General features: G+C 46.7%; 11 protein-coding genes and 1 other RNA gene. 7 read left to right on the top strand and 5 right to left on the bottom strand.

Annotation, left to right across the window (positions count from 1 at the left end):
- The first annotated feature begins 254 nt into the window (after window positions 1-254).
- Complete coding sequence (locus H6F73_RS04625; protein ID WP_190757639.1) at window positions 255-992, top strand: 2-phosphosulfolactate phosphatase family protein; 738 nt, start codon at window positions 255-257, stop codon at window positions 990-992.
- A gap of 67 nt (window positions 993-1,059) precedes the next feature.
- Here the strand turns inward: H6F73_RS04625 and H6F73_RS04620 are convergent, their stop codons facing one another.
- Window positions 1,060-2,352, bottom strand: coding sequence for a lipid-A-disaccharide synthase-related protein (locus H6F73_RS04620; protein ID WP_190757645.1), 1,293 nt, complete (start codon window positions 2,350-2,352; stop codon window positions 1,060-1,062).
- Between the two features lie 248 nt (window positions 2,353-2,600).
- Between H6F73_RS04620 and ssrA the strand changes: the two genes are divergently transcribed.
- Window positions 2,601-2,994: a transfer-messenger RNA gene (gene ssrA / locus H6F73_RS04615) on the top strand.
- A 262-nt stretch (window positions 2,995-3,256) separates the two neighbouring features.
- Window positions 3,257-4,729: a glycogen synthase GlgA gene (gene glgA, locus H6F73_RS04610; RefSeq protein WP_190757638.1), complete on the top strand. Its 1,473-nt coding sequence runs from the start codon at window positions 3,257-3,259 to the stop codon at window positions 4,727-4,729.
- 74 nt (window positions 4,730-4,803) lie between these two features.
- On the opposite strand, the gene gyrB is transcribed toward glgA, so the two are convergent.
- Entirely contained in the window at window positions 4,804-6,744 is a 1,941-nt protein-coding gene (gyrB, locus tag H6F73_RS04605) for a DNA topoisomerase (ATP-hydrolyzing) subunit B (protein ID WP_190757637.1), read from the bottom strand.
- A 171-nt stretch (window positions 6,745-6,915) separates the two neighbouring features.
- Here gyrB and miaA point away from each other — a divergent pair, with 171 nt between their 5' ends.
- Together miaA and H6F73_RS04595 are read left to right on the top strand one after the other, a co-directional pair.
- Window positions 6,916-7,851 (top strand): tRNA (adenosine(37)-N6)-dimethylallyltransferase MiaA, encoded by a 936-nt coding sequence (gene miaA, locus H6F73_RS04600; protein ID WP_190757636.1) that lies wholly within the window; start codon window positions 6,916-6,918, stop codon window positions 7,849-7,851.
- 82 nt (window positions 7,852-7,933) lie between these two features.
- Window positions 7,934-10,939 (top strand): tetratricopeptide repeat protein, encoded by a 3,006-nt coding sequence (locus H6F73_RS04595; protein WP_190757635.1) that lies wholly within the window; start codon window positions 7,934-7,936, stop codon window positions 10,937-10,939.
- 277 nt (window positions 10,940-11,216) lie between these two features.
- Here the strand turns inward: H6F73_RS04595 and H6F73_RS04590 are convergent, their stop codons facing one another.
- Window positions 11,217-11,375 (bottom strand): hypothetical protein, encoded by a 159-nt coding sequence (locus tag H6F73_RS04590; protein WP_190757634.1) that lies wholly within the window; start codon window positions 11,373-11,375, stop codon window positions 11,217-11,219.
- Between the two features lie 79 nt (window positions 11,376-11,454).
- On the opposite strand from H6F73_RS04590, the gene H6F73_RS04585 reads away from it, so the two are divergent.
- Together H6F73_RS04585 and H6F73_RS04580 are read left to right on the top strand one after the other, a co-directional pair.
- On the top strand, window positions 11,455-11,754 hold the full coding sequence (locus H6F73_RS04585) for a hypothetical protein (RefSeq protein ID WP_190757633.1): 300 nt from the start codon (window positions 11,455-11,457) through the stop codon (window positions 11,752-11,754).
- Window positions 11,751-15,857 (top strand): response regulator, encoded by a 4,107-nt coding sequence (locus tag H6F73_RS04580; RefSeq protein WP_190757632.1) that lies wholly within the window; start codon window positions 11,751-11,753, stop codon window positions 15,855-15,857. Before H6F73_RS04585 ends, H6F73_RS04580 begins: the two co-directional genes overlap by 4 nt.
- A gap of 159 nt (window positions 15,858-16,016) precedes the next feature.
- Here the strand turns inward: H6F73_RS04580 and rpmB are convergent, their stop codons facing one another.
- Both rpmB and htpG read right to left on the bottom strand, forming a co-directional pair.
- Window positions 16,017-16,253 (bottom strand): 50S ribosomal protein L28, encoded by a 237-nt coding sequence (gene rpmB / locus H6F73_RS04575; protein WP_190670128.1) that lies wholly within the window; start codon window positions 16,251-16,253, stop codon window positions 16,017-16,019.
- A gap of 170 nt (window positions 16,254-16,423) precedes the next feature.
- A complete protein-coding gene (gene htpG, locus H6F73_RS04570; protein WP_199330413.1) occupies window positions 16,424-18,415 on the bottom strand; it encodes a molecular chaperone HtpG in 1,992 nt (663 codons plus the stop codon).
- Between the last annotated feature and the right edge of the window lie 217 nt (window positions 18,416-18,632).

The raw sequence follows: 18,632 nt of genomic DNA, 5'->3' as shown, positions 1-18,632 counted from the left end.
TGTAGCATTGTCTGCCACGACGATGCCCGTTTTTAGCGGTTTGAGTGGAGTGACATTGAGGACATTTCATGACTTTATTGTATTCCACCTAGCATTACTTTTTCAGCAACGCCTCTTACTCGGCACTTTTCCTGCCGGCTTCCCCAACAAATGTAGCCAGTGCTCAAAGGATACTGCAAACTGCCTTATCTATTCGGTAACACCGACCCATAAAATAGTAATTCGGCAGTTGTAAATACAGGGAATCCCAATCTGTGAAGCTATTTGTTTACCACACCCCTGAACTGACGCCAACCGACAGCCAGCCAGACTGTGCGATTGCCGTCGATGTTCTCCGCGCTACCACTACAATGGCAACCGCACTGAATGCCGGCGCGGAAGCCGTGCAAGTCTTCAGTGATATGGAAAAACTGATGCAAGTCAGTGAAGAGTGGCCAGCAGAGAAACGTCTTCGCGCCGGCGAACGAGGCGGTTCCAAAGTAGCAGGCTGCGACTTGGGCAACTCTCCCCTCGACTGCACCCCAGAACGGATGCAAGGACGCCGGTTATTCATCAGTACCACCAATGGCACCCGTGCACTGCAGCGCGTGCAAGACGCTTCAGTGGTTCTGGCAGCCGCTTTTATCAACCGGCAGGCAGTGGTGAACTATCTGATATCCCAGAAGCCAGAAACCATTTGGATCGTCGGTTCCGGTTGGGAAGGCAGTTACTCTCTAGAAGATACCGCTTGCGCCGGCGCACTCGCTGACAGCCTCTTAAGCGGCATTGGTGGCACTTTAAGCGCTTTTGCCGGCAACGATGAAACCGTCGCCGCCATCGCCCTTTACCGGCAATGGCAAGACCAATTGTTAGAATTGATGCACCACGCCAGCCACGGCCAACGCCTGCTGCGCCTCGACTGCCACGAAGACTTAAAATATTGCGTGCAAATGGATATTTTAGACGTCCTGCCGATTCAGCGGGAACCGGGCGTTTTGGTCAAGCACGGGTAATGTGTTGAAGCGATCCCCCACCCCTTAACGGTGGTGGGGCAAAGAAAATTAAAGATTTTATGATCAATTAGCCGCTAGCAGTTAACAATTTTTCGCTCAAACAAGCCACGATGCGGCTTGCTGCACCCGGTTCGCCCATGCGCCGCAGGCCATTGTCCGCAATCAGTTGCAGCCGGTCTGGATCGCGCAGTAGCTGCCGTAATACGATGGCCACTTCGGTTGGCCGGTCGAGCAAAATCAAGGATGGCCCTAGTAACCGGCTTTGAGCTTCGGCAAAAGCCGGCGTGAACTGAGGGCCAACCCCAGGAAATGCGAAGGCCGGCTTTCCTAAACCCACATACTGTTCTGTTGCAGTGCCGGCCATTGCAATCGCTAAATCTGACGGTTGCAAGCACTCAATAAAGGCGTTTTGGCTCAAAATCAGGGTTGCATTTCCTTGAGTAAACGTCACAGCAGCCGGATCAGAAATCGGTGGGAAAACTGGAAGGTTATCCGGCTTTCCCGCTTGCCAGTAATAACCTTCCAATTTTTCGCAGAAGATATCTAAGCTTAAACCGGGTGAGATCGCAGCCAAAAACACCGGCGTTCTCTCGGCAAAGGTTTGGCACAACTGCGCCACAGCTTGCAAAATTTTCTGCCAGTTGTCGTAGGCTTCTGGTGCTCTAGAACCGGGCAGGAGGGTGACAATCAGGGGACGCCGAGTTTCTTTCAATTCCGCATCTGGATCATAAAAGAGTGCCGGTGGGTGAGCCGGTTCCAATTCATCCATCATCGGATTTCCCAGATCAAACGCGGGAATCGAAAACTTTTGTAACGTCTCAGTGGTTAGGGGATCTCTGGGAAAAACGGCTTTGCAGCGCCGGTGACGCATCAGCCAGCGTTCCCAAGGCAGGTAAACTGACCCAGACCAACTCTCCAGATCCTCAAACCACGAGCGGTTCGGCAGCAAGCCGGCTTCATCGCGTAGATAGTATTCGGATTTGGCAGTGCCTACAAACGCATAATTTGCCCCACTCCACCAGGCAAACAACAGGGGCACAATATCCCCCACGGCTAAAATCGATCCGCCCTGTTGTGCCCAAGCTCGCACCGCTTGTAACTGGTTCCACGTCAGATCCAGTAAGCCTCCTTGCACGTCCCGCCATAACTGCCGGCTATCCATATAAATAAAGCCACCAGAGGGCATTTTCTTCACCGGGGCGATCATCGGTACGCCCTCTAACTCGGCGTAGGCTCGTCCTTCACCGACAAGGGGAAGGACTGCTAATTCTGGGGGATTTGGCTGCTGCTGTAGTTCCCGCAAAATGCGAACTGCAATCGCATCCTCCCCATGACCATTGCTGAGGCAAAGTAGCTTCAATTTCCCATCTCCCTTGAAACCCCCCCTATATATCAAGATTAGCTGCCGGTGGCAAGCCAAAGGAACAGGGGGGTAGTGGTCAACTTCGGTTTGATCATTCACCGCCGGCAGATTTACACTCCGCAAAACTCGCTCATTTTTCCGCAAGGTTCGCTTAACCCTACAAAAATTTCGGGGATTACCACCTTTTTAATCTTTTTTTCCTAGTCCTGGTCAAAAGAATTGATTATAATAAGGAAAGAACGCAAGGGGCCGTAATGGTTTCGACAGGCGAGCGAAAGCTACTTTGTGATTCAGGCCGAGAGTGAGTCGCCTCTCGTAAATCCTAGGCTCAAAAAAAAAGTAAATGCGAACAACATCGTTCCTTTTGCTCGTAAGACAGCCACCGTTGCTGCCTAATAAAAACCTCATTTAGGTTCGAGCGTCTGTAGTTCGACTCCGTTAAGGATTGCAGACAAAACCCCAACGGATGCTCTAGTAAGTGTTCTCTGGGTGGCTTGCTAGTTAAGATTTAACCAGTGCATCCTGTCATCCGGGATAATGGATGGTTCCCGCCCTGAGGGTCAGAAGGGCTACGCCTGTGAATGAGCGGAGAGTTAATACCTTGTTTGGACAGCAGTTCAATTCTGCTCGGCTCCATTTAATTTAAACCTCGTTATATTTAAAGCAAAGCCACCTAAGATTTCAAAGTCTAGGTGGTTTTTAATTTTTCGGGTGCCGGTGTTTTTCGCCACCATAAATGCCGGTTAATTGAGAATAATGCAAGAAAACCAAGTTCTATTTCCTAAGCCGCCACAACCCTCGCACTGGATCTGTTTCCAATGACTGAGTTGCGTTCTGGCTCTAAATATGTATACTTCTGTGAAATTAAAAAAATACATTTGTTATTGAGCGAGGAGTCTGGATGTATATCGTACAAATCGCTTCCGAGTGCGCCCCCGTCATCAAAGCTGGAGGCTTGGGTGATGTGGTTTACGGACTCAGCAGGGATTTAGAAAGTCGCGGTCATACGGTAGAGTTGATTCTGCCGAAATACGATTGTATGCGCTATGACCATATTTGGGGACTCCATGATGCCTATAAAGATTTGTGGGTGCCCTGGTATGGCGGTGCGATCCACTGTTCCGTTTATTGCGGCTGGGTGTACGGGCGACTGTGTTTCTTCATTGAACCTCACTCACCAGATAACTTCTTTAACCGGCACTGTTACTACGGCTGCGATGACGACAATATGCGCTTTGCATTCTTCAGCAAAGCTGCCCTAGAATTTTTGCACAAGAGTAACAAGCGTCCCGATGTCATCCACTGCCATGACTGGCAAACCGGCTTAGTTCCCGTCATGTTGTTTGAGAATTACAAATATGACATGGGGCTGCAACGAGTTTGCTACACCATCCATAACTTCAAACATCAAGGAATGGGCGGTTCAGAGGTTCTGTGGGCAACCGGCCTGAATCAAGAAGCTTACTTTTTCCAGTATGATCGCCTGCGGGATAACTTCAACCCCTTTGCGTTGAACTTCATGAAAGGGGGCATTGTTTACTCAAATTACGTCACAACAGTTTCACCCCATCACGCTTGGGAAGCCTGTCATACTCCGATTGGATACGGACTCGGACACACTTTACATACGCACCAGAGTAAATTCCGAGGCGTCCTCAACGGCATCGATTATGATGTGTGGAATCCCGAAACTGATCGCTACATTCCCCATTCCTACACGAAAGAAAAATTAGAAGGGAAAGCGAAAAATAAACAAGCTTTACGTGAACGATTGCTGCTGCGCGATGTCGATAAACCCCTCATTTGCTTTATTGGCCGGCTCGACGAGCAAAAAGGCGTTCACCTCGTCCATCATGCGATTTACTACGCTCTCGAAAGAGGAGCGCAATTTGTGCTGCTGGGTTCAGCAACGGAAGCGGGAATTAACAATCATTTCTGGCATGAAAAACAATTCTTAAATGATAATCCCGATGTTCATTTAGAACTGGGATTTAATGAAGAATTATCTCACCTCATTTATGCCGGCGCAGACATGATTGTTGTGCCCAGTAATTACGAACCTTGTGGATTAACACAAATGATTGGTTTGAGATATGGAACTGTGCCAATTGTGCGAGGGGTTGGGGGTCTCGTTAATACCGTTTTTGACCGAGACTACGATGAAAACCATTTGCCCGAACAACGCAACGGTTATGTGTTTTATGACACAGATTATCACGCTCTAGAATCTACAATGGAGCGAGCAATTAAGTTGTGGTATAACTATCCCGAAGAGTTCCGTCAACTCGTCCTTCAAGGGATGAATTACAACTACTCATGGAACTATCCAGGTAAAGACTACTTGGAAATTTATGAGTCTATTCGACATAAATAAAGTCGAAAATAGGGGCGAACAAAATATCGCCCCTAAACCTCAATACAACTCAGAATCAGATGTGAAACAGAGCTTTAAATATCCAAATCGGTCAGATTGAGTTTTGGCCCGTAAGTTTCGATAAATTCGCGGCGAGGGGCAACGCGATCACCCATCAAAACGGTAAAGACGCGATCTGCTTCAGCAGCGTCTTCAATCTCCACGCGTTTGAAGGTGCGACTTTCTGGGTTCATCGTTGTTTGCCACAACTGTTCCGGCATCATTTCACCCAAACCTTTGAACCGCTGAATCGTGTAGTTGGCATTGGCGGGAAATTCGCGCTGGACTAAGTTGGTGAGTTCGCGCTCACTGTAGCAGTAATAATGATTGCGTCCCCGCTCAACTTTATAGAGGGGAGGGCAGGCAATATAAATGTAACCTTGATCGACAAGAGAACGTTGATAGCGATAGAAGAAGGTTAGCAACAGGGTGCGGATGTGCGCCCCATCAACGTCTGCGTCTGTCATAATCACGATGCGGTGATAGCGCAGTCCTGAAGCGTCGAATTCTTCACCTTTTACCCCTAAGCCAAGAGCTGTAATTAACGCTTGGATTTCGGTATTTTTGTAGATTTTGGCGTCGTCTGTTTTCTCAATATTGAGGATTTTACCACGCAGGGGAAGAATGGCTTGGGTGCGGCGATCACGTCCTTGTTTGGCGCTGCCACCGGCACTATCACCTTCTACGATAAAAATCTCAGATTCTGAGGGATCTCTGGTGCTGCAATCTGCTAATTTCCCAGGTAAAGGTGAAGATTCTAAAACCGATTTTCGCCTGACCAAATCGCGGGCACGTCGGGCGGCTTCTGCGGCTTTAAATGCCTGGATGGCTTTTTCTAAAATGGCGTCTGCAACGTTGGGACGGAATTCTAAATATTCGGTGAGAACTTCTCCCACCAAAGAATCAACAATTCCCCGGACTTCGGTGTTGCCTAATTTTGTTTTTGTTTGCCCTTCAAATTCGGGATCGGGTACTTTGACGGAAATAACGCCGGTTAAGCCTTCTCGGACGTTTTCTCCGCCGAGATTGGCTTCATTTTCTTTGATTTTGTTGCGCTTACGGGCGATGGCGTTCATCGTGCGGGTAAGCACGGCTTTCAAGCCTTCTAAGTGGGTGCCACCATCAATGGTACGGATATTATTAGCAAAGCCTAATAAGTTATCGCTGTAGGCATCAACACACCACTGCAAGGCGACTTCTACCTGAACGTTATTGCGTTCTCCCTGAACAAAGATGACTTCTTCGTGCAAGGGTTGCTTGTCGTGGTTCATGTAGGTGATGTATTCGCGGATGCCGCCTTCATAGCAGTAGGTTTCTACTCGCGGTTCGCCGGTTTTTTGCAGTTCAAGCCGGTTATCGGTGAAGGTCATTTTGACACCGGCATTCAAGTAAGCCAATTCCCGCAAGCGCCCGGATAGGGTGGTGTAATCAAATTCAATGCCGGTGCTGAAAATTTGATGATCGGGTTTGAAGGAAACGGAGGTGCCGGTGCGGTTTTCTTTGCCAGGTTTAGATTCTAGTTCGCCGGCTGCTACACCTCTCTCGTAGCGCTGCTTGAATTCTTTCTTCTCTCTCCAAACGGTTACTTCTACCCACTCAGATAGGGCGTTAACGACAGAGACACCAACCCCGTGCAAGCCGCCTGAAACTTTGTAGCCGCCGCCGCCAAACTTACCGCCGGCATGAAGCACAGTCATCACGGTTTCTAGAGCTGATTTGCCGGTTTTGGAATGGGTATCTGTGGGAATGCCCCGCCCGTCGTCTGTAACGGTGACGGAACCATCAGCATTGAGGTCAACCTCGATATGAGTGCAGTGGCCAGCTAGCGCCTCATCGATGGAATTGTCCACAACCTCGTAAACTAGATGGTGGAGTCCTCGCGGGCCGGTGGTGCCGATGTACATCCCCGGTCGTTTGCGGACGGCTTCAAGACCTTCCAATACTTGAATCTGATCAGCGCTGTAACTGCTGGTCATACCAAAATAGCTCCTATAATGGGTGTGAAGCCCACGGCGACTTCAAAAAGACAAAATCTAACAAAATTCTAGCACAAAAGGGTTATAGGCGACGCTAGGCCAATTTCCAGGGAAGTTTATGTAGGGGATGCACCTGTTGATTTTATATCTAGATTTGAGATTGGAGGTTGCTTGATTTTAATTGCGATTTGTGGCGCTACGGCAACCGGCAAGTCTGGGTTGGCGCTTAATTTAGCACAGCGTCTGGGAACGGTGATTCTCAGTGCCGATTCGCGCCAAGTGTACCGAGAGTTTAACATTGGTACAGCTAAGCCATCAGCCGCAGACCGGCAATTAGTGCCGCATTACTTGATAGACATCTGCGATCCCACCGAAACGCTGACTGTTGCAGATTACCAGCAGCAAGCGCAAGCTTTAATTGCCGCTCCCCCGATCTCCCGATCTGCCGATCTCCCACTCTTACTCGTTGGCGGCACCGGCTTATATATTAAAGCAGTAGTGCGAGGATTAAAAATTCCCAGAGTGGCTCCTCATTTGGAGTTGCGAGCGCAATTAGAGAGTCTCGGTCAAGCTCAGCTTTACGCAATTCTACAACAAGTCGATCCCGCTGCAGCGGTGAAAATTCATCCCAATGATCCCGTGCGGACTTTAAGGGCGATGGAGGTATTTTACGTTACGGGTCGTCCCATTTCCGCACAGCAAGGAGAGAATCCACCCGATTATCCGATTTTACAAATTGGTTTAGATTGTAAGGTCGAGGTTTTAGCAGAACGCATTGAATTGCGAACTAATCAAATGATAGCATCTAATTGGTTAGATGAGGTAGATTATCTTTGTAAAAAATACGGTTCTGATTTGCCTTTGTTAAATACTTTGGGCTATCAAGAAATGAAACAATATTTAGCCGGCAGTCTTTCTCTGCCAGAAGCAAAAGATTTAACAGTTCTACACACCCGTCAGTTTGCCAAACGTCAGCGCACTTGGTTTAAAGGCGTTCCTGACATTGAGTGGTTTGATGCGAATCTGCCGGATTTATTTGAGCAAGTTTGGCAACGGGTGCAGCAGTTTATTGCTGAGTGTGAGGAAACTTTACATAAAAATCTTTAGGATATTGATAGGGATATATTTTATAATATTAAAATATTTTACTATCTAAAATTATGAAAAATTTATCTGGAAGTAAAAAATTGTGAATTATCAAAACTTTATTGAACAGCTACCCAATTTGTATGAAAACTGGGGAGAGGAATCTGTTAAACCAAAGTCACAACGGTTTAAGCATTTACTTGAGCGAGTCCCGGATGTGACAGAGGAAAATCTTATGCCTTTGTTGAATTTTGCTGTCTCTTGTTTAGATGCCGGTGAAATTTACTGTGAGATTGGAACTCAACGCGGCGCAACTTTAATTGCCGCACTGAGCGATCATCCAGATTGTATGGCTTATGCAGTTAATCACTTCTCTGATTTTGAGCTGGGAGAAGAAATAGCAGCAACTTTACTAGCAACGCTTCAAGAATTCAACATTCAGGAACAAGTATTTTTATGCAACCAAACTTTTGAAGAATTTTTCTTTTACTTACGGGATTTAGAAACTGAAGATAAAATTGGTTTATTATTTGATAACAGTCAGCCTGATTATCGCTCGCAGCTTTTAGCTTTACTTCTTGTAAAGCCTTTTTTAGCAACTCAAGCTTTACTGATTATTAATAATACTCTTTTCAGCACAAGTCGGCAAGCAATTTTGGACTTTGTTGCGACGCATGGGGAATGCGAAATTTTATTAGAATTACCAAGCAAAGCTTTTGGTAAAGGAATTGTTATTTTAAGTTGGGATAGCGAAAGGAAAGAGAATTTATCTTGGGAACGGTTTAACGAATTGCGTCAAGAAGCAACGATCCAAGCGATTGCTAATCTCCAGCTAGTTGAGCAGCCGGTGAACCAGTTCAATAACCTTTTTGCAGAAGCTTTGTCATTGCAGAATCAAGGGCAATTTGCAGAAGCCGAACAAAAATATCAAGAATATTTACTTTATCAAAACCAGGATGCCGAAGCTTGGCTAAACTTAGGAATTCTTTATGTGCAAACACAAAGGTATGCACAATCAATAGAAGCACTGCTTAAATCTTTAGAACTCGATCCTGAAAACGCGAGTTTGTATAATTATCTTGCTTTCGCATTTGAGAAAAATAATAGCCTAACTCAAGCTATCTTAGCCTATCGACAATTAATTGAGCTTGAACCGGCCAATTTTGAAGCTTACAACAATTTGGGCCAGCTTTTGAATCAACTCGGAGAAAATGAGCCGGCGGAGGCAGCTTACCGGCAAGCGATCTCTATCAATCCTAATCACTTCGGCAGTTACCTTAATTTGGGAAATTTACTGATAGAACAAACTCAAGTTGATCTGGCGATAGAAGCTTATCAAATTGCCTTAAAATTAAATCCTAATAATCCCGATATTGTCAATAATTTAAACCTTGCTCTCGAAGCAAAAATAAATCCAGCCGATTATTTATTATTTTGGGCAAGTAAATTTTATCAAGTCGGCAGATATCAAGAGGCAATTGATCGATATCAAAAATATTTAGAACTTCAGCCAGGAACCATTGATCTTTACTTAACCTTAAGTGATTGTTATACTAGACTTGAGCTAAACGAAGATTTTATTCAAATAGTTGAAGAAGGAATTCGTCTTTACCCAACGGAAGGCCGGCTGCACTTCCCATTAATTCTAACATTACTGCGAAATAGACGCAATTTAGAAGCTGTTGCCTGTGCGGAAAGAGCGTCGCGTCTGCTACCGGAGGATTATACCTTTAAAATTCTCAGTCATCTAATTGTGCCGATTATTTATAATACTCCGGGTGAAATAGATATCTATCGGCAGCGATTTGTCAAAGGACTCGATGCTTTAATTCAAGAGACAGTTTTAGACACTCCAGAAAACAGACAAAAAGCTTTAGCCGGCACAGGAAATGTTACAAACTTTTACTTAGCATATCAAGCGCATAACGTTCGAGAATCCCAATGCCGGTATGGAAATTTACTCCATAAAATTATGGAGGCTAATTATCCAAATTGGGTGCAGCCTATTTCAATGCCACCCATTCCCCCCCAGCAAAAAATTCGGATTGGCTACCTTTCTGCTTACCTACATTCTTATAGCGGAACGCTTTGGTTAATTGGCTGGCTGCGCCAACACGACCGAAATAGTTTTGAAATTTACTCTTATTATATCGGAAATGAACCCGATCCTATCACCCAAAAGTTTCAGGAATACAGCGATTTGTTTCATCATATTCCAGGCAACCTGGAAGCAGTTTGTCAGCAAGTAACTTCAGACAATCTCCACATTCTCATATTCCCGGAAATTGGCATGAATCCCCCAACCATGCAAATCGCAAGTTTGCGTCTTGCGCCGGTGCAGTGTACAGCTTGGGGACATCCAGTAACCACCGGCTTGTCAACCATTGATTACTTTTTATCTAGCGTGTTAATGGAACCCGAAAACGCGCAAGAACATTACTCTGAGAATTTAATCCTGCTGCCAAATATTGGAGTAGCCTACCCAAAACCCCAAGATATTCCACCGCTAACCAAGACTCGCGCTGATTTTGAGTTGCCAGAAGAAAGTATTATTTATTTGTGCTGTCAAGCTCCATTTAAATATCTGCCGCAATACGATCACATTCTTGCAGAAATTGCCCTTCGTGTTCCTCATGCTCAGTTTTTATTTCTGCGGGGAGTTGTGCTTCAGGAACGATTACAGCGAGCATTTTCAGCAGTTGGACTAAAATATGAAGATTACTGTGTATTCCGCAAAATTCCCACTCGCTCTGATTATCTAACAATTAATTTACTTTCTGATGTTTTCTTAGATACTTTTACCTGGTCAGGTGGAAATACTTCGCTAGAAGCAATTGCTTGCAATCTTCCGATTGTAACTTGTCCAGGAGAATTTATGCGCGGACGTCATGCAGATAGCTTCCTCAAAATGCTCGGCGTGACAGATACAATTGCTCAAACTGAAGCCGAATATATAGAAATTGCAGTCAGATTAGGATTAGATCCAGATTGGCGGCAGGAAATCGCCGAAAAAATTAGAATCCGGCACGACAATCTTTTTGATGATAAAGTCTGCGTGGAAGCATTAGAAGCCTTTTACAAACAGGTGGTTCAAGAACGGCTGAGTTGACAAATATTAATGTCAGGCTAGGCGATGCCAAACGGCAGGCTACGCTAACACTAATCCCTTGACTAAGAAGGTAACTTGAACCGGCAAGGGAACTTAATTGAATAAAATAGAATTAATCAGCTTAAAACCCTCGGTGATCAAAGCTGTAGCAATAAATGAGAGATTGCGCTTTTAGACAAGTTAAATGCTTGTAAAGAATCGTGTCTTCTCCTAGGTCGGCGATCTATTATTAAAGATTGTGAGAAGCAGCCGCCGGCACATGGAAATAGCCGGCAACTCATGGGAATAATAGTAACAACACGCAGCAGGTGCATTTACAGAGGGATAGCGTGTTGTAATAACCGCTCAGATCGCACTCAAGCGTCGGCAAGGGAAAGGTGGAGATCCCCAAGGTTCCGCCTATGGGCATTGCCGGCAACCGTTGTGATCCAGGCATTTGGCATCACCACATCCAGAAAGTGAAGGTTTTAGTGTAACCGATCTTTGATAGCGACCTTAAATTGGGAATCCTTAATATGTCGCCCAGCAAAGCAATCGCCCGTCTACCGCACCCATCAGACAATATGCCTAATTTGCTAGATTCGGATTGGAACGAACCCATAAAATTTTCAAAAGTTACACAACGACTTCAAAAAGTCAAAGATTTTTCTCTCCCTCCTCCCCTCTCCCCATCCCCCCCTCAATCGAATTCAGGGGTGAAAGCGGTAATTGCTGATTTTATGCCGTTCGGGGCGCGTCACATTCCCCGACGCAACCGGCATCGAGGAACGATCTTGCCCGGTTCAAAAGCGCACGCTGAAGGAGCAAGTGCATGAAACTTCGTAAGAAGACTTTGCTGATTGTTGGCGCAGCGCTGATCACTTTGAATGCCGTTCTGTACGCCACAGCTTCAACGATTTTGCTGCGTGACTTCCAAAGACTGGAAGAACAAGGCGTCCGCAAAGATCTAGCCCGCGCCGTTAATACGCTGGGTGACGAGATATCTAAATTGAACACAATCGTTCAAGATCAAGCGGCATGGGATGACACCTACGCTTTTATCCGAGGTCAGAAATTAAAATCAGCCTTTACAGAGAACTATCTCAAGTCCAATTTTGGGGATGACACGTTTAAGCAATTAAGACTAAATGTGGTGGTGTTGAGTGACAGTGCCGGTCGCATTGTTTTTAGCAAAGGCTTCGATCTGAACCGGCAGACAAAAACTACCATTTCCCAAAGTTTGCAGAAACACCTGTCTCCTAACAGTCCCTTGCTGAAACACGCGAATTCTGAAACCTGGGTATCTGGAATCATTCTGCTGTCGGAAGGCCCATTATTGATTGCCTCACAGCCGATTTTGACCAGTGAACGTAAAGGGCCGGTTCGTGGCACTCTGATTATGGGACGCTACCTCAATGCCGCCGAACTAACGCAGTTAGCTAAGCTCACCCAGCTTTCTCTCGGTTTGTACGAAGTTCAAAAAGTTAGGGCCAACCAACAGGGCACCACACAGCCTCAACTACAGAGTGCAATTGCCCCTTTGTTACAGGATAAACCGGCAATCGTAGAACCATTGAGTGAAGATCGCATCGCCGGCTACACGCTGCTCAAAGATATCTATAACAAGCCGGCACTGCTGTTGCAAGTCGATTTACCCCGAACCGTCTATCGGCAGGGTAAAGTTAACGTCCGCTATTTTACTCTCTCCCTTTTAGGCGTCGGGCTTGCATTTAGCGCTGTTACCCTGTTGCTGGTGGAAAAATTGGTACTTTCTCGCTTGGCATCTCTCAGCAGCAGTGTCAGCAACATCGGCCAGCGCGGCGATCTTTCGTTACGAGTCTTAACAACCGGCAATGATGAACTGTCCAGTCTGGCTGACAAAATCAACGGAATGCTCGAAGCCATCGAAGGTTTCCAGCATGAGCGCCACACCACCGAAGAACGCTATCGCCTGATGGCGGAAAACTCCACTGACATTATTGCCAGACACAGCCCCGACGGAGTGTTTCTCTACGCATCGCCGGCTTGTCGCGCCCTACTCGGTTATGAACCCGAAGAACTAATTGGCCGGCCCGCTTATGACTTCTTCCATCCTCAAGATTTAAAATCAATTAATAAATCTTATAGTGCTTTACGGCATCAGCCGGTTACTTACACAATCAGCTACCGCATTCGTCGCAAAGACGGTGATTATGTCTGGTTTGAAACCACCAGTCGCACCATCCGCGACCTGGAAACCGGAACCGTACAAGAAATTATCTCAATGTCCCGCGACATCACAGAGCGCAAGCAAACAGAACAAGAATTGCGAGAAAGTGAGGCGTCTATTCGCGCTTTGTATAAGGTTACTTCCGCCCGGAAACTCACCTTTGAAAAACGCCTCCAAGGACTTTTAGCGATGGGATGCCACCGATTTGGCATGGAATGCGGCGCTTTGGCTTTCATCGAAGATGACCGCTATGAAATCATAGCCGGCCACTCGCCCAACCATTTTCTCAAAAAAGGCGATGTCTTCGATTTGCACCAGACTTACTGCCTAGAAACCATCGGGCACAAAGAACCGCTTTACTTTGAATCCATGATGGTTTCCCGGTGGCACCGGCCTCCCTCTAATAACTTATTCGCTCAAGAAGCCTATCTTGGCACCCCCGTCATTGTGGCCGGCAAAGTTTACGGCACCCTCAGCTTCTGGAATTCTAAGCCGCTCCACAGACCCTTCAGAGCCGTAGACAAAGAGCTTTTAAAGCTTATGGCTCAGTGGATTGGGCGCGAACTTGAGCGTCAAAAAGATGCCGAAGACTTGGCCAGAGCGCGTGATCAAGCACTTGCCGCCACCCGCGCAAAAAGCGAATTTCTCGCCACCATGAGCCATGAAATCCGAACCCCCATGAACGCGGTGATCGGCATGACCGGCTTGCTGCTCGACACGCCCCTGATGCCCGAACAGCGAGACTTTGTGGAAACCATCCGCAGCAGTGGCGACGCCCTGCTCACCATCATTAACGACATTCTGGACTTTTCTAAAATTGAGTCCGGAAAGATGGAACTCGAACAGCAACCCTTCAACCTGCGCTCTTGTATCGAAGAATCCATCGATCTGCTCGCTTCCAAAGCTGCGGAAAAACATCTGGAAATGGCTTATTTAATTTCTCCAGACACCCCGCTCGCGATCATGGGCGATGTTACCAGGCTGCGGCAAATCTTGGTCAATTTGCTGAGCAATGCTGTTAAATTCACTAACAAAGGCGAGGTGGTGATATTAGTAATCGCTCAAAAAATAGAGCATGAAGAATTAAAATTAAAGAAAGAAGAAAATTCTCACTATTCAATTATATTTGCCGTTAAAGATACTGGCATTGGTATTCCCGGTGACCGGATGGAACGCCTGTTTCAATCGTTCACCCAGATAGATTCCTCCACCACTCGCCACTATGGCGGCACGGGACTAGGTTTGGTGATCAGCCAGCGCTTGAGCGAAATGATGGGGGGTCAAATGTGGGTGGAAAGTCGCGGCGTTTTGGGCGGCAATCCCCCTGATGAATTTGAATTGAGGGATCGCGATGGCGATTCAGAAATATTTGGAATTAAGCAACAACTGGATCGTTTAAATTCCAAAGGTTCTACGTTTTATTTCACGGTGAAGGCTACTGCCGTTGAAACTTCTTCAGTAATTAATCTTGCCGACTTTCAACCCCAACTGCTTGGCAAGCGGCTGCTGATTGTGGATGATAACTCGACGAATCGGCAGATTTTGACCCTACAGGCGCAGTCATGGGGAATGCTGACAGAAGTTGCTGAATCGGGTGCGATTGCTTTAAACCGGCTCAAACAAGAAGAGTCGTTTGATTTGGTAATTCTGGATATGCAAATGCCAGAAATGGATGGTTTGACTTTGGCTAAACAAATCCGTCGCATAGCGGGTAACGATGCCTTGCCGTTGGTGATGCTGACTTCTTTAGGCCGGCAAGAAATCGATTTTCCCACTGCCGGTGTTGAGTTCGCAGCCATTTTGAGCAAGCCAATCAAACAATCTCACTTATACAATGTTCTAATAGGCATTTTTGGCGGGCAGCGTCTCGAATCTTCTCGACCCTGGCAAATGGGTGCGATCTCGCCCGATCTCGGAGAATTGCGGCCTTTGCGGATTCTTTTAGCTGAGGACAATCCGGTTAATCAAAAGGTGGCTTTGCTCACTTTACAGCGGATGGGGTATCGGGCAGATATGGCCGGCAACGGGTTAGAAGTGCTTGACGCTCTGCACCGGCAGCCCTATGATGTGGTCTTAATGGATGTCCAGATGCCTGAAATGGATGGGATGGCCGCCGCCCGCCATATTCGTCTGGAATGGCCTGATGGTAAGCGTCCTCGGATTATTGCAATGACAGCCAATGCCATGCAGGGAGATCGAGAAGCGTGCATTATGGCCGGCATGGATGACTACATCAGCAAGCCAATCCGGGTAGATGAACTGGTTCAAGCTTTAGGCAAGTGCCAGCCTTATTCCAAACCCGCAGAGACTGCTTCGGTTGTTGGAGAGGGGGATGACGAAGTGTTTGGTCAAAAGATAGAAGACGACAGCATTGATGAATCCCAAATGCCGCCAGTCCTTGATGCCAAAATGTTGCAATCACTACGGGACATCGATGCCTTAGTTGAGGTGATTGATCTTTACCTGGAAAATGTCCCTGCATTGCTGCAATCTATCAGCGGGGCAATCAGCGCAGACGATGCGCCGGCATTGAGAACAGCAGCTCACTCTTTAAAATCAACCAGCGGGACGGTAGGTGCGCTGACTCTTTTTGAACTTTGCAACCAACTGGAATCAATCGGACGTGCCAACACCACTGCCGAAGCGCCGGCGCTAGTGTTGCAAGTTGAGGCGGAGTATGAGCGAGTGAAAGCCGCCTTGGAAATTGAAAAAATGAAGGATGAAGGGTGAAGAGGGAGTCCTGAGTCCTGAGTCCTGAGTCCTGAGTTGGATTAGTAGGAAAGTGCTTAAGTGGAGAGTGGAAGAGTAGGTGAGTAAGTGAGGGGGAGAGTGGGAGAGGGGAGAAAAAACTTCTCAATGCCTCGTTCCCAGTCCTCCATCCTTTGTGCCTTAAAACTTCCGCAGATCCAAACCGGCTTCTTTCGCAAAAGCCTGTAAACCTTTGTGTTCTAAAGTTTTAATCGCTTTAGTGGAAAGCCGCAATTTCACCCAGCGGTTAGCTTGGGGCCACCAAATTCGCTTCCACTGTAAATTGACTTCTTGCAGTTTGTGGGTGCGCCGGTGGGAGTGAGAAACTGCAAAACCATTATTTGCCTGTTTGCCGGTCAGTTGACATTTGCGTGCCATTGCAACTCCTAATCATCCTTCTTATGTGTGCAATCTCCCATTGTAACCCACTCTTTTTAGTTAGGAGTGCTGAGTGCTGAGGGGAAGAGGGGGAGAGGGGGAGAAATGCCCCATGCCCTATGCCCTATGCCCTATCCCCCATGCCCTATGCCCTATCCCCCATGCCCCTCTTAGACACCGGCAGCGCGTTCTGTGAGGCTCGTTAACAGTTTGTTAGAGCGCTCAACGAAATTTTGCATCCCTTCAGCATCAAAGCCTTTCTGAGCCATCAGCGCCAAATCATAGACATGATGGCAAATCATATTAGCCAATTCGCCAGAGGGAGATTGCCCTTCACCTTGAATAATGCTGCCTTGGCTGATATTGCCCAGGTTTTGGATCATCGGGTGAGCTGTATTGATCACCAAGATATGTTCCTCTGGGAATTGCGACAACTCTTGTTGTTGCATCAAGGCATTCATATCACGCAACCGGCGCAGAAATTCTGGCAAAAGTACCATTGCCGGCGGCGTACCTTTGGCATCGTCTGACTTCAGCGCCTCGGTGCGAATCGTCAGTTTCGGCTTATTTAAAGCAGTTTGGAACAAATCTTTGATCTGTTCGCTGCGGGTTTTGTTGGTTGTGGGATCGACAATTTCAGATGCTTTGTCTTTCTCAATCAGCTTGTCGTCGAGTTCGGAATCCACACGAGAGAATTTAACATCTTGATACTCTCGTTCCAAGAAGCTGATGAAGTGAGGATCGATGAAGGAGTCCATAAATAGGACTTCTAAACCTTGGTTCTTGTGCAATTGCACGTAAGTTGCTTGGTTAACTTCATCGGTGCAATAAAATACCCGGTTTTCATGGCGCTCTTTATTGCGTTCCAGGTATTCTTTAATCGTGGTATAAGAAGGGCCGCCGGCAGGGTTAGATGAAGGGTTCACTTGCTGCCAAATGTCGCCTTCCTCAGATTGCACTTCCACTGCCGGCGTGTCGCTGCCGGTGCCGGCATTCAGTTCGGCTGTGCTACGGAAGATAATGATATCTTCAACTTGTTTTTTGAATTTATCATCGTTCAAGCAGCCGAATTTGACAAAGGTGCCGATATCTTGCCAGCAACGGATATATTCCTCTTTGCTATCGCGGTACAGTTCTTTGAGACGATCCGCAACTTTCTTGGCAATAAAATCGGCAATTTTGCGAACGGTTCGATCCATCTGCAAGGCGCTGCGGGAGACATTCAGGGGAATATCTGGGCTGTCAATAACCCCGCGCATGGGCAGCAGGAATTTAGGAATAATTTCTTCGCAGTGTTCGCTAACAAAAACCTGATTGCAGAACAGTTTAATTTGTCCTTTGGTAACATCTACATCAGGTTTGAGTTTAGGGAAGTAGAGAATGCCGTTGACGAGGAAGGGATAGTCGGTGTTTAAATGCACCCAAATCAACGGTTCTTCTTGGAATGGGTAGAGGTAGCGGTAAAATTCTAAATAGTCTTCTTTGGTGAGACTGCTAGGAGATTGCCGCCACAAAGCTTTTTGCCGGTTGATGGTTTCGCCATCAAGTTCAATCGGCACCGGCATGAAGTCGCAGTAGGTTTTTACTAGCTGTTTAATGCGGGCAGATTCTGCGTATTCTCCCTCTTCATCTTGAAGTGTAAGGGTAATGGTGGTGCCGCGAGTAGTGCGAGAAGATTCTTCTAACTGAAAAGTGGGTGAACCGTCGCAAGACCAGTGTACCGCTTGAGCGCCTTCTTTGTAGGAAAGGGTATCAATCTCGACGTGTTTAGCCACCATGAAGGAGGAATAAAAACCCAAGCCAAAGTGACCGATGATTGGCTGTTCGTCGCCGGCTTTGTACTTTTGAATAAATTCTTCAGCGCTAGAGAAGGCGACTTGATTGATGTATTTTTTCACCTCATCAGCCGTCATGCCGATGCCGTTGTCGGAGATGGCTAAGGTTTTCTTTTCTTTGTCGAGGGTAATCTGAATTTTTGGTTCCTCCAACTCGCCGCTGAGTTCGCCGGCAAGGGAAACCATTTTCAGTTTTTGGATCGCATCGACGGCATTAGAAACTAATTCCCGCAAGAAGATTTCATGGTCAGAGTAGAGGGACTTCTTGATAATGGGAAAAATATTCTCGGTATGAATAGTGATAGTGCCCTGTTCCAGCATTGTCATAGCTCTTGTTTTGGTTACTACTTAAAGACTGAGGACTGAGTTGAGTTTTCTGCTTTCAGCCTATAGCGCTTTGCCGGCTGACTGCTAAACTTTACCGCTCAGTCCCGATTATGATCGATTTTGTAGGCTGACGCCTGATTTTGCTTCAGGGATTGCCCCACCGGCAGTGATTCGGATTTCCCTACTTTTTATGGGATTATTATTTGGGTAAAGACCA

The sequence above is a fragment of the Microcoleus sp. FACHB-68 genome, assembly GCF_014695715.1.
Lineage (GTDB): Bacteria > Cyanobacteriota > Cyanobacteriia > Cyanobacteriales > Oscillatoriaceae > FACHB-68.
The sequence above is the reverse complement of the archived record's forward strand: the minus strand, read 5'-3'. Positions and strand labels throughout refer to the sequence as shown.

Bases quoted from the DNA above. Each gene is read 5' to 3' on its own strand.
- htpG (WP_199330413.1), bottom strand. From the start codon at position 18,415: ATGACAATGCTGGAACAGGGCACTATCACTATTCATACCGAGAATATT.
- H6F73_RS04580 (WP_190757632.1), top strand. From the start codon at position 11,751: ATGAAACTTCGTAAGAAGACTTTGCTGATTGTTGGCGCAGCGCTGATC.
- H6F73_RS04585 (WP_190757633.1), top strand. From the start codon at position 11,455: ATGTCGCCCAGCAAAGCAATCGCCCGTCTACCGCACCCATCAGACAAT.
- gyrB (WP_190757637.1), bottom strand. From the start codon at position 6,744: ATGACCAGCAGTTACAGCGCTGATCAGATTCAAGTATTGGAAGGTCTT.
- H6F73_RS04590 (WP_190757634.1), bottom strand. From the start codon at position 11,375: ATGCCTGGATCACAACGGTTGCCGGCAATGCCCATAGGCGGAACCTTG.
- rpmB (WP_190670128.1), bottom strand. From the start codon at position 16,253: ATGGCACGCAAATGTCAACTGACCGGCAAACAGGCAAATAATGGTTTT.
- glgA (WP_190757638.1), top strand. From the start codon at position 3,257: ATGTATATCGTACAAATCGCTTCCGAGTGCGCCCCCGTCATCAAAGCT.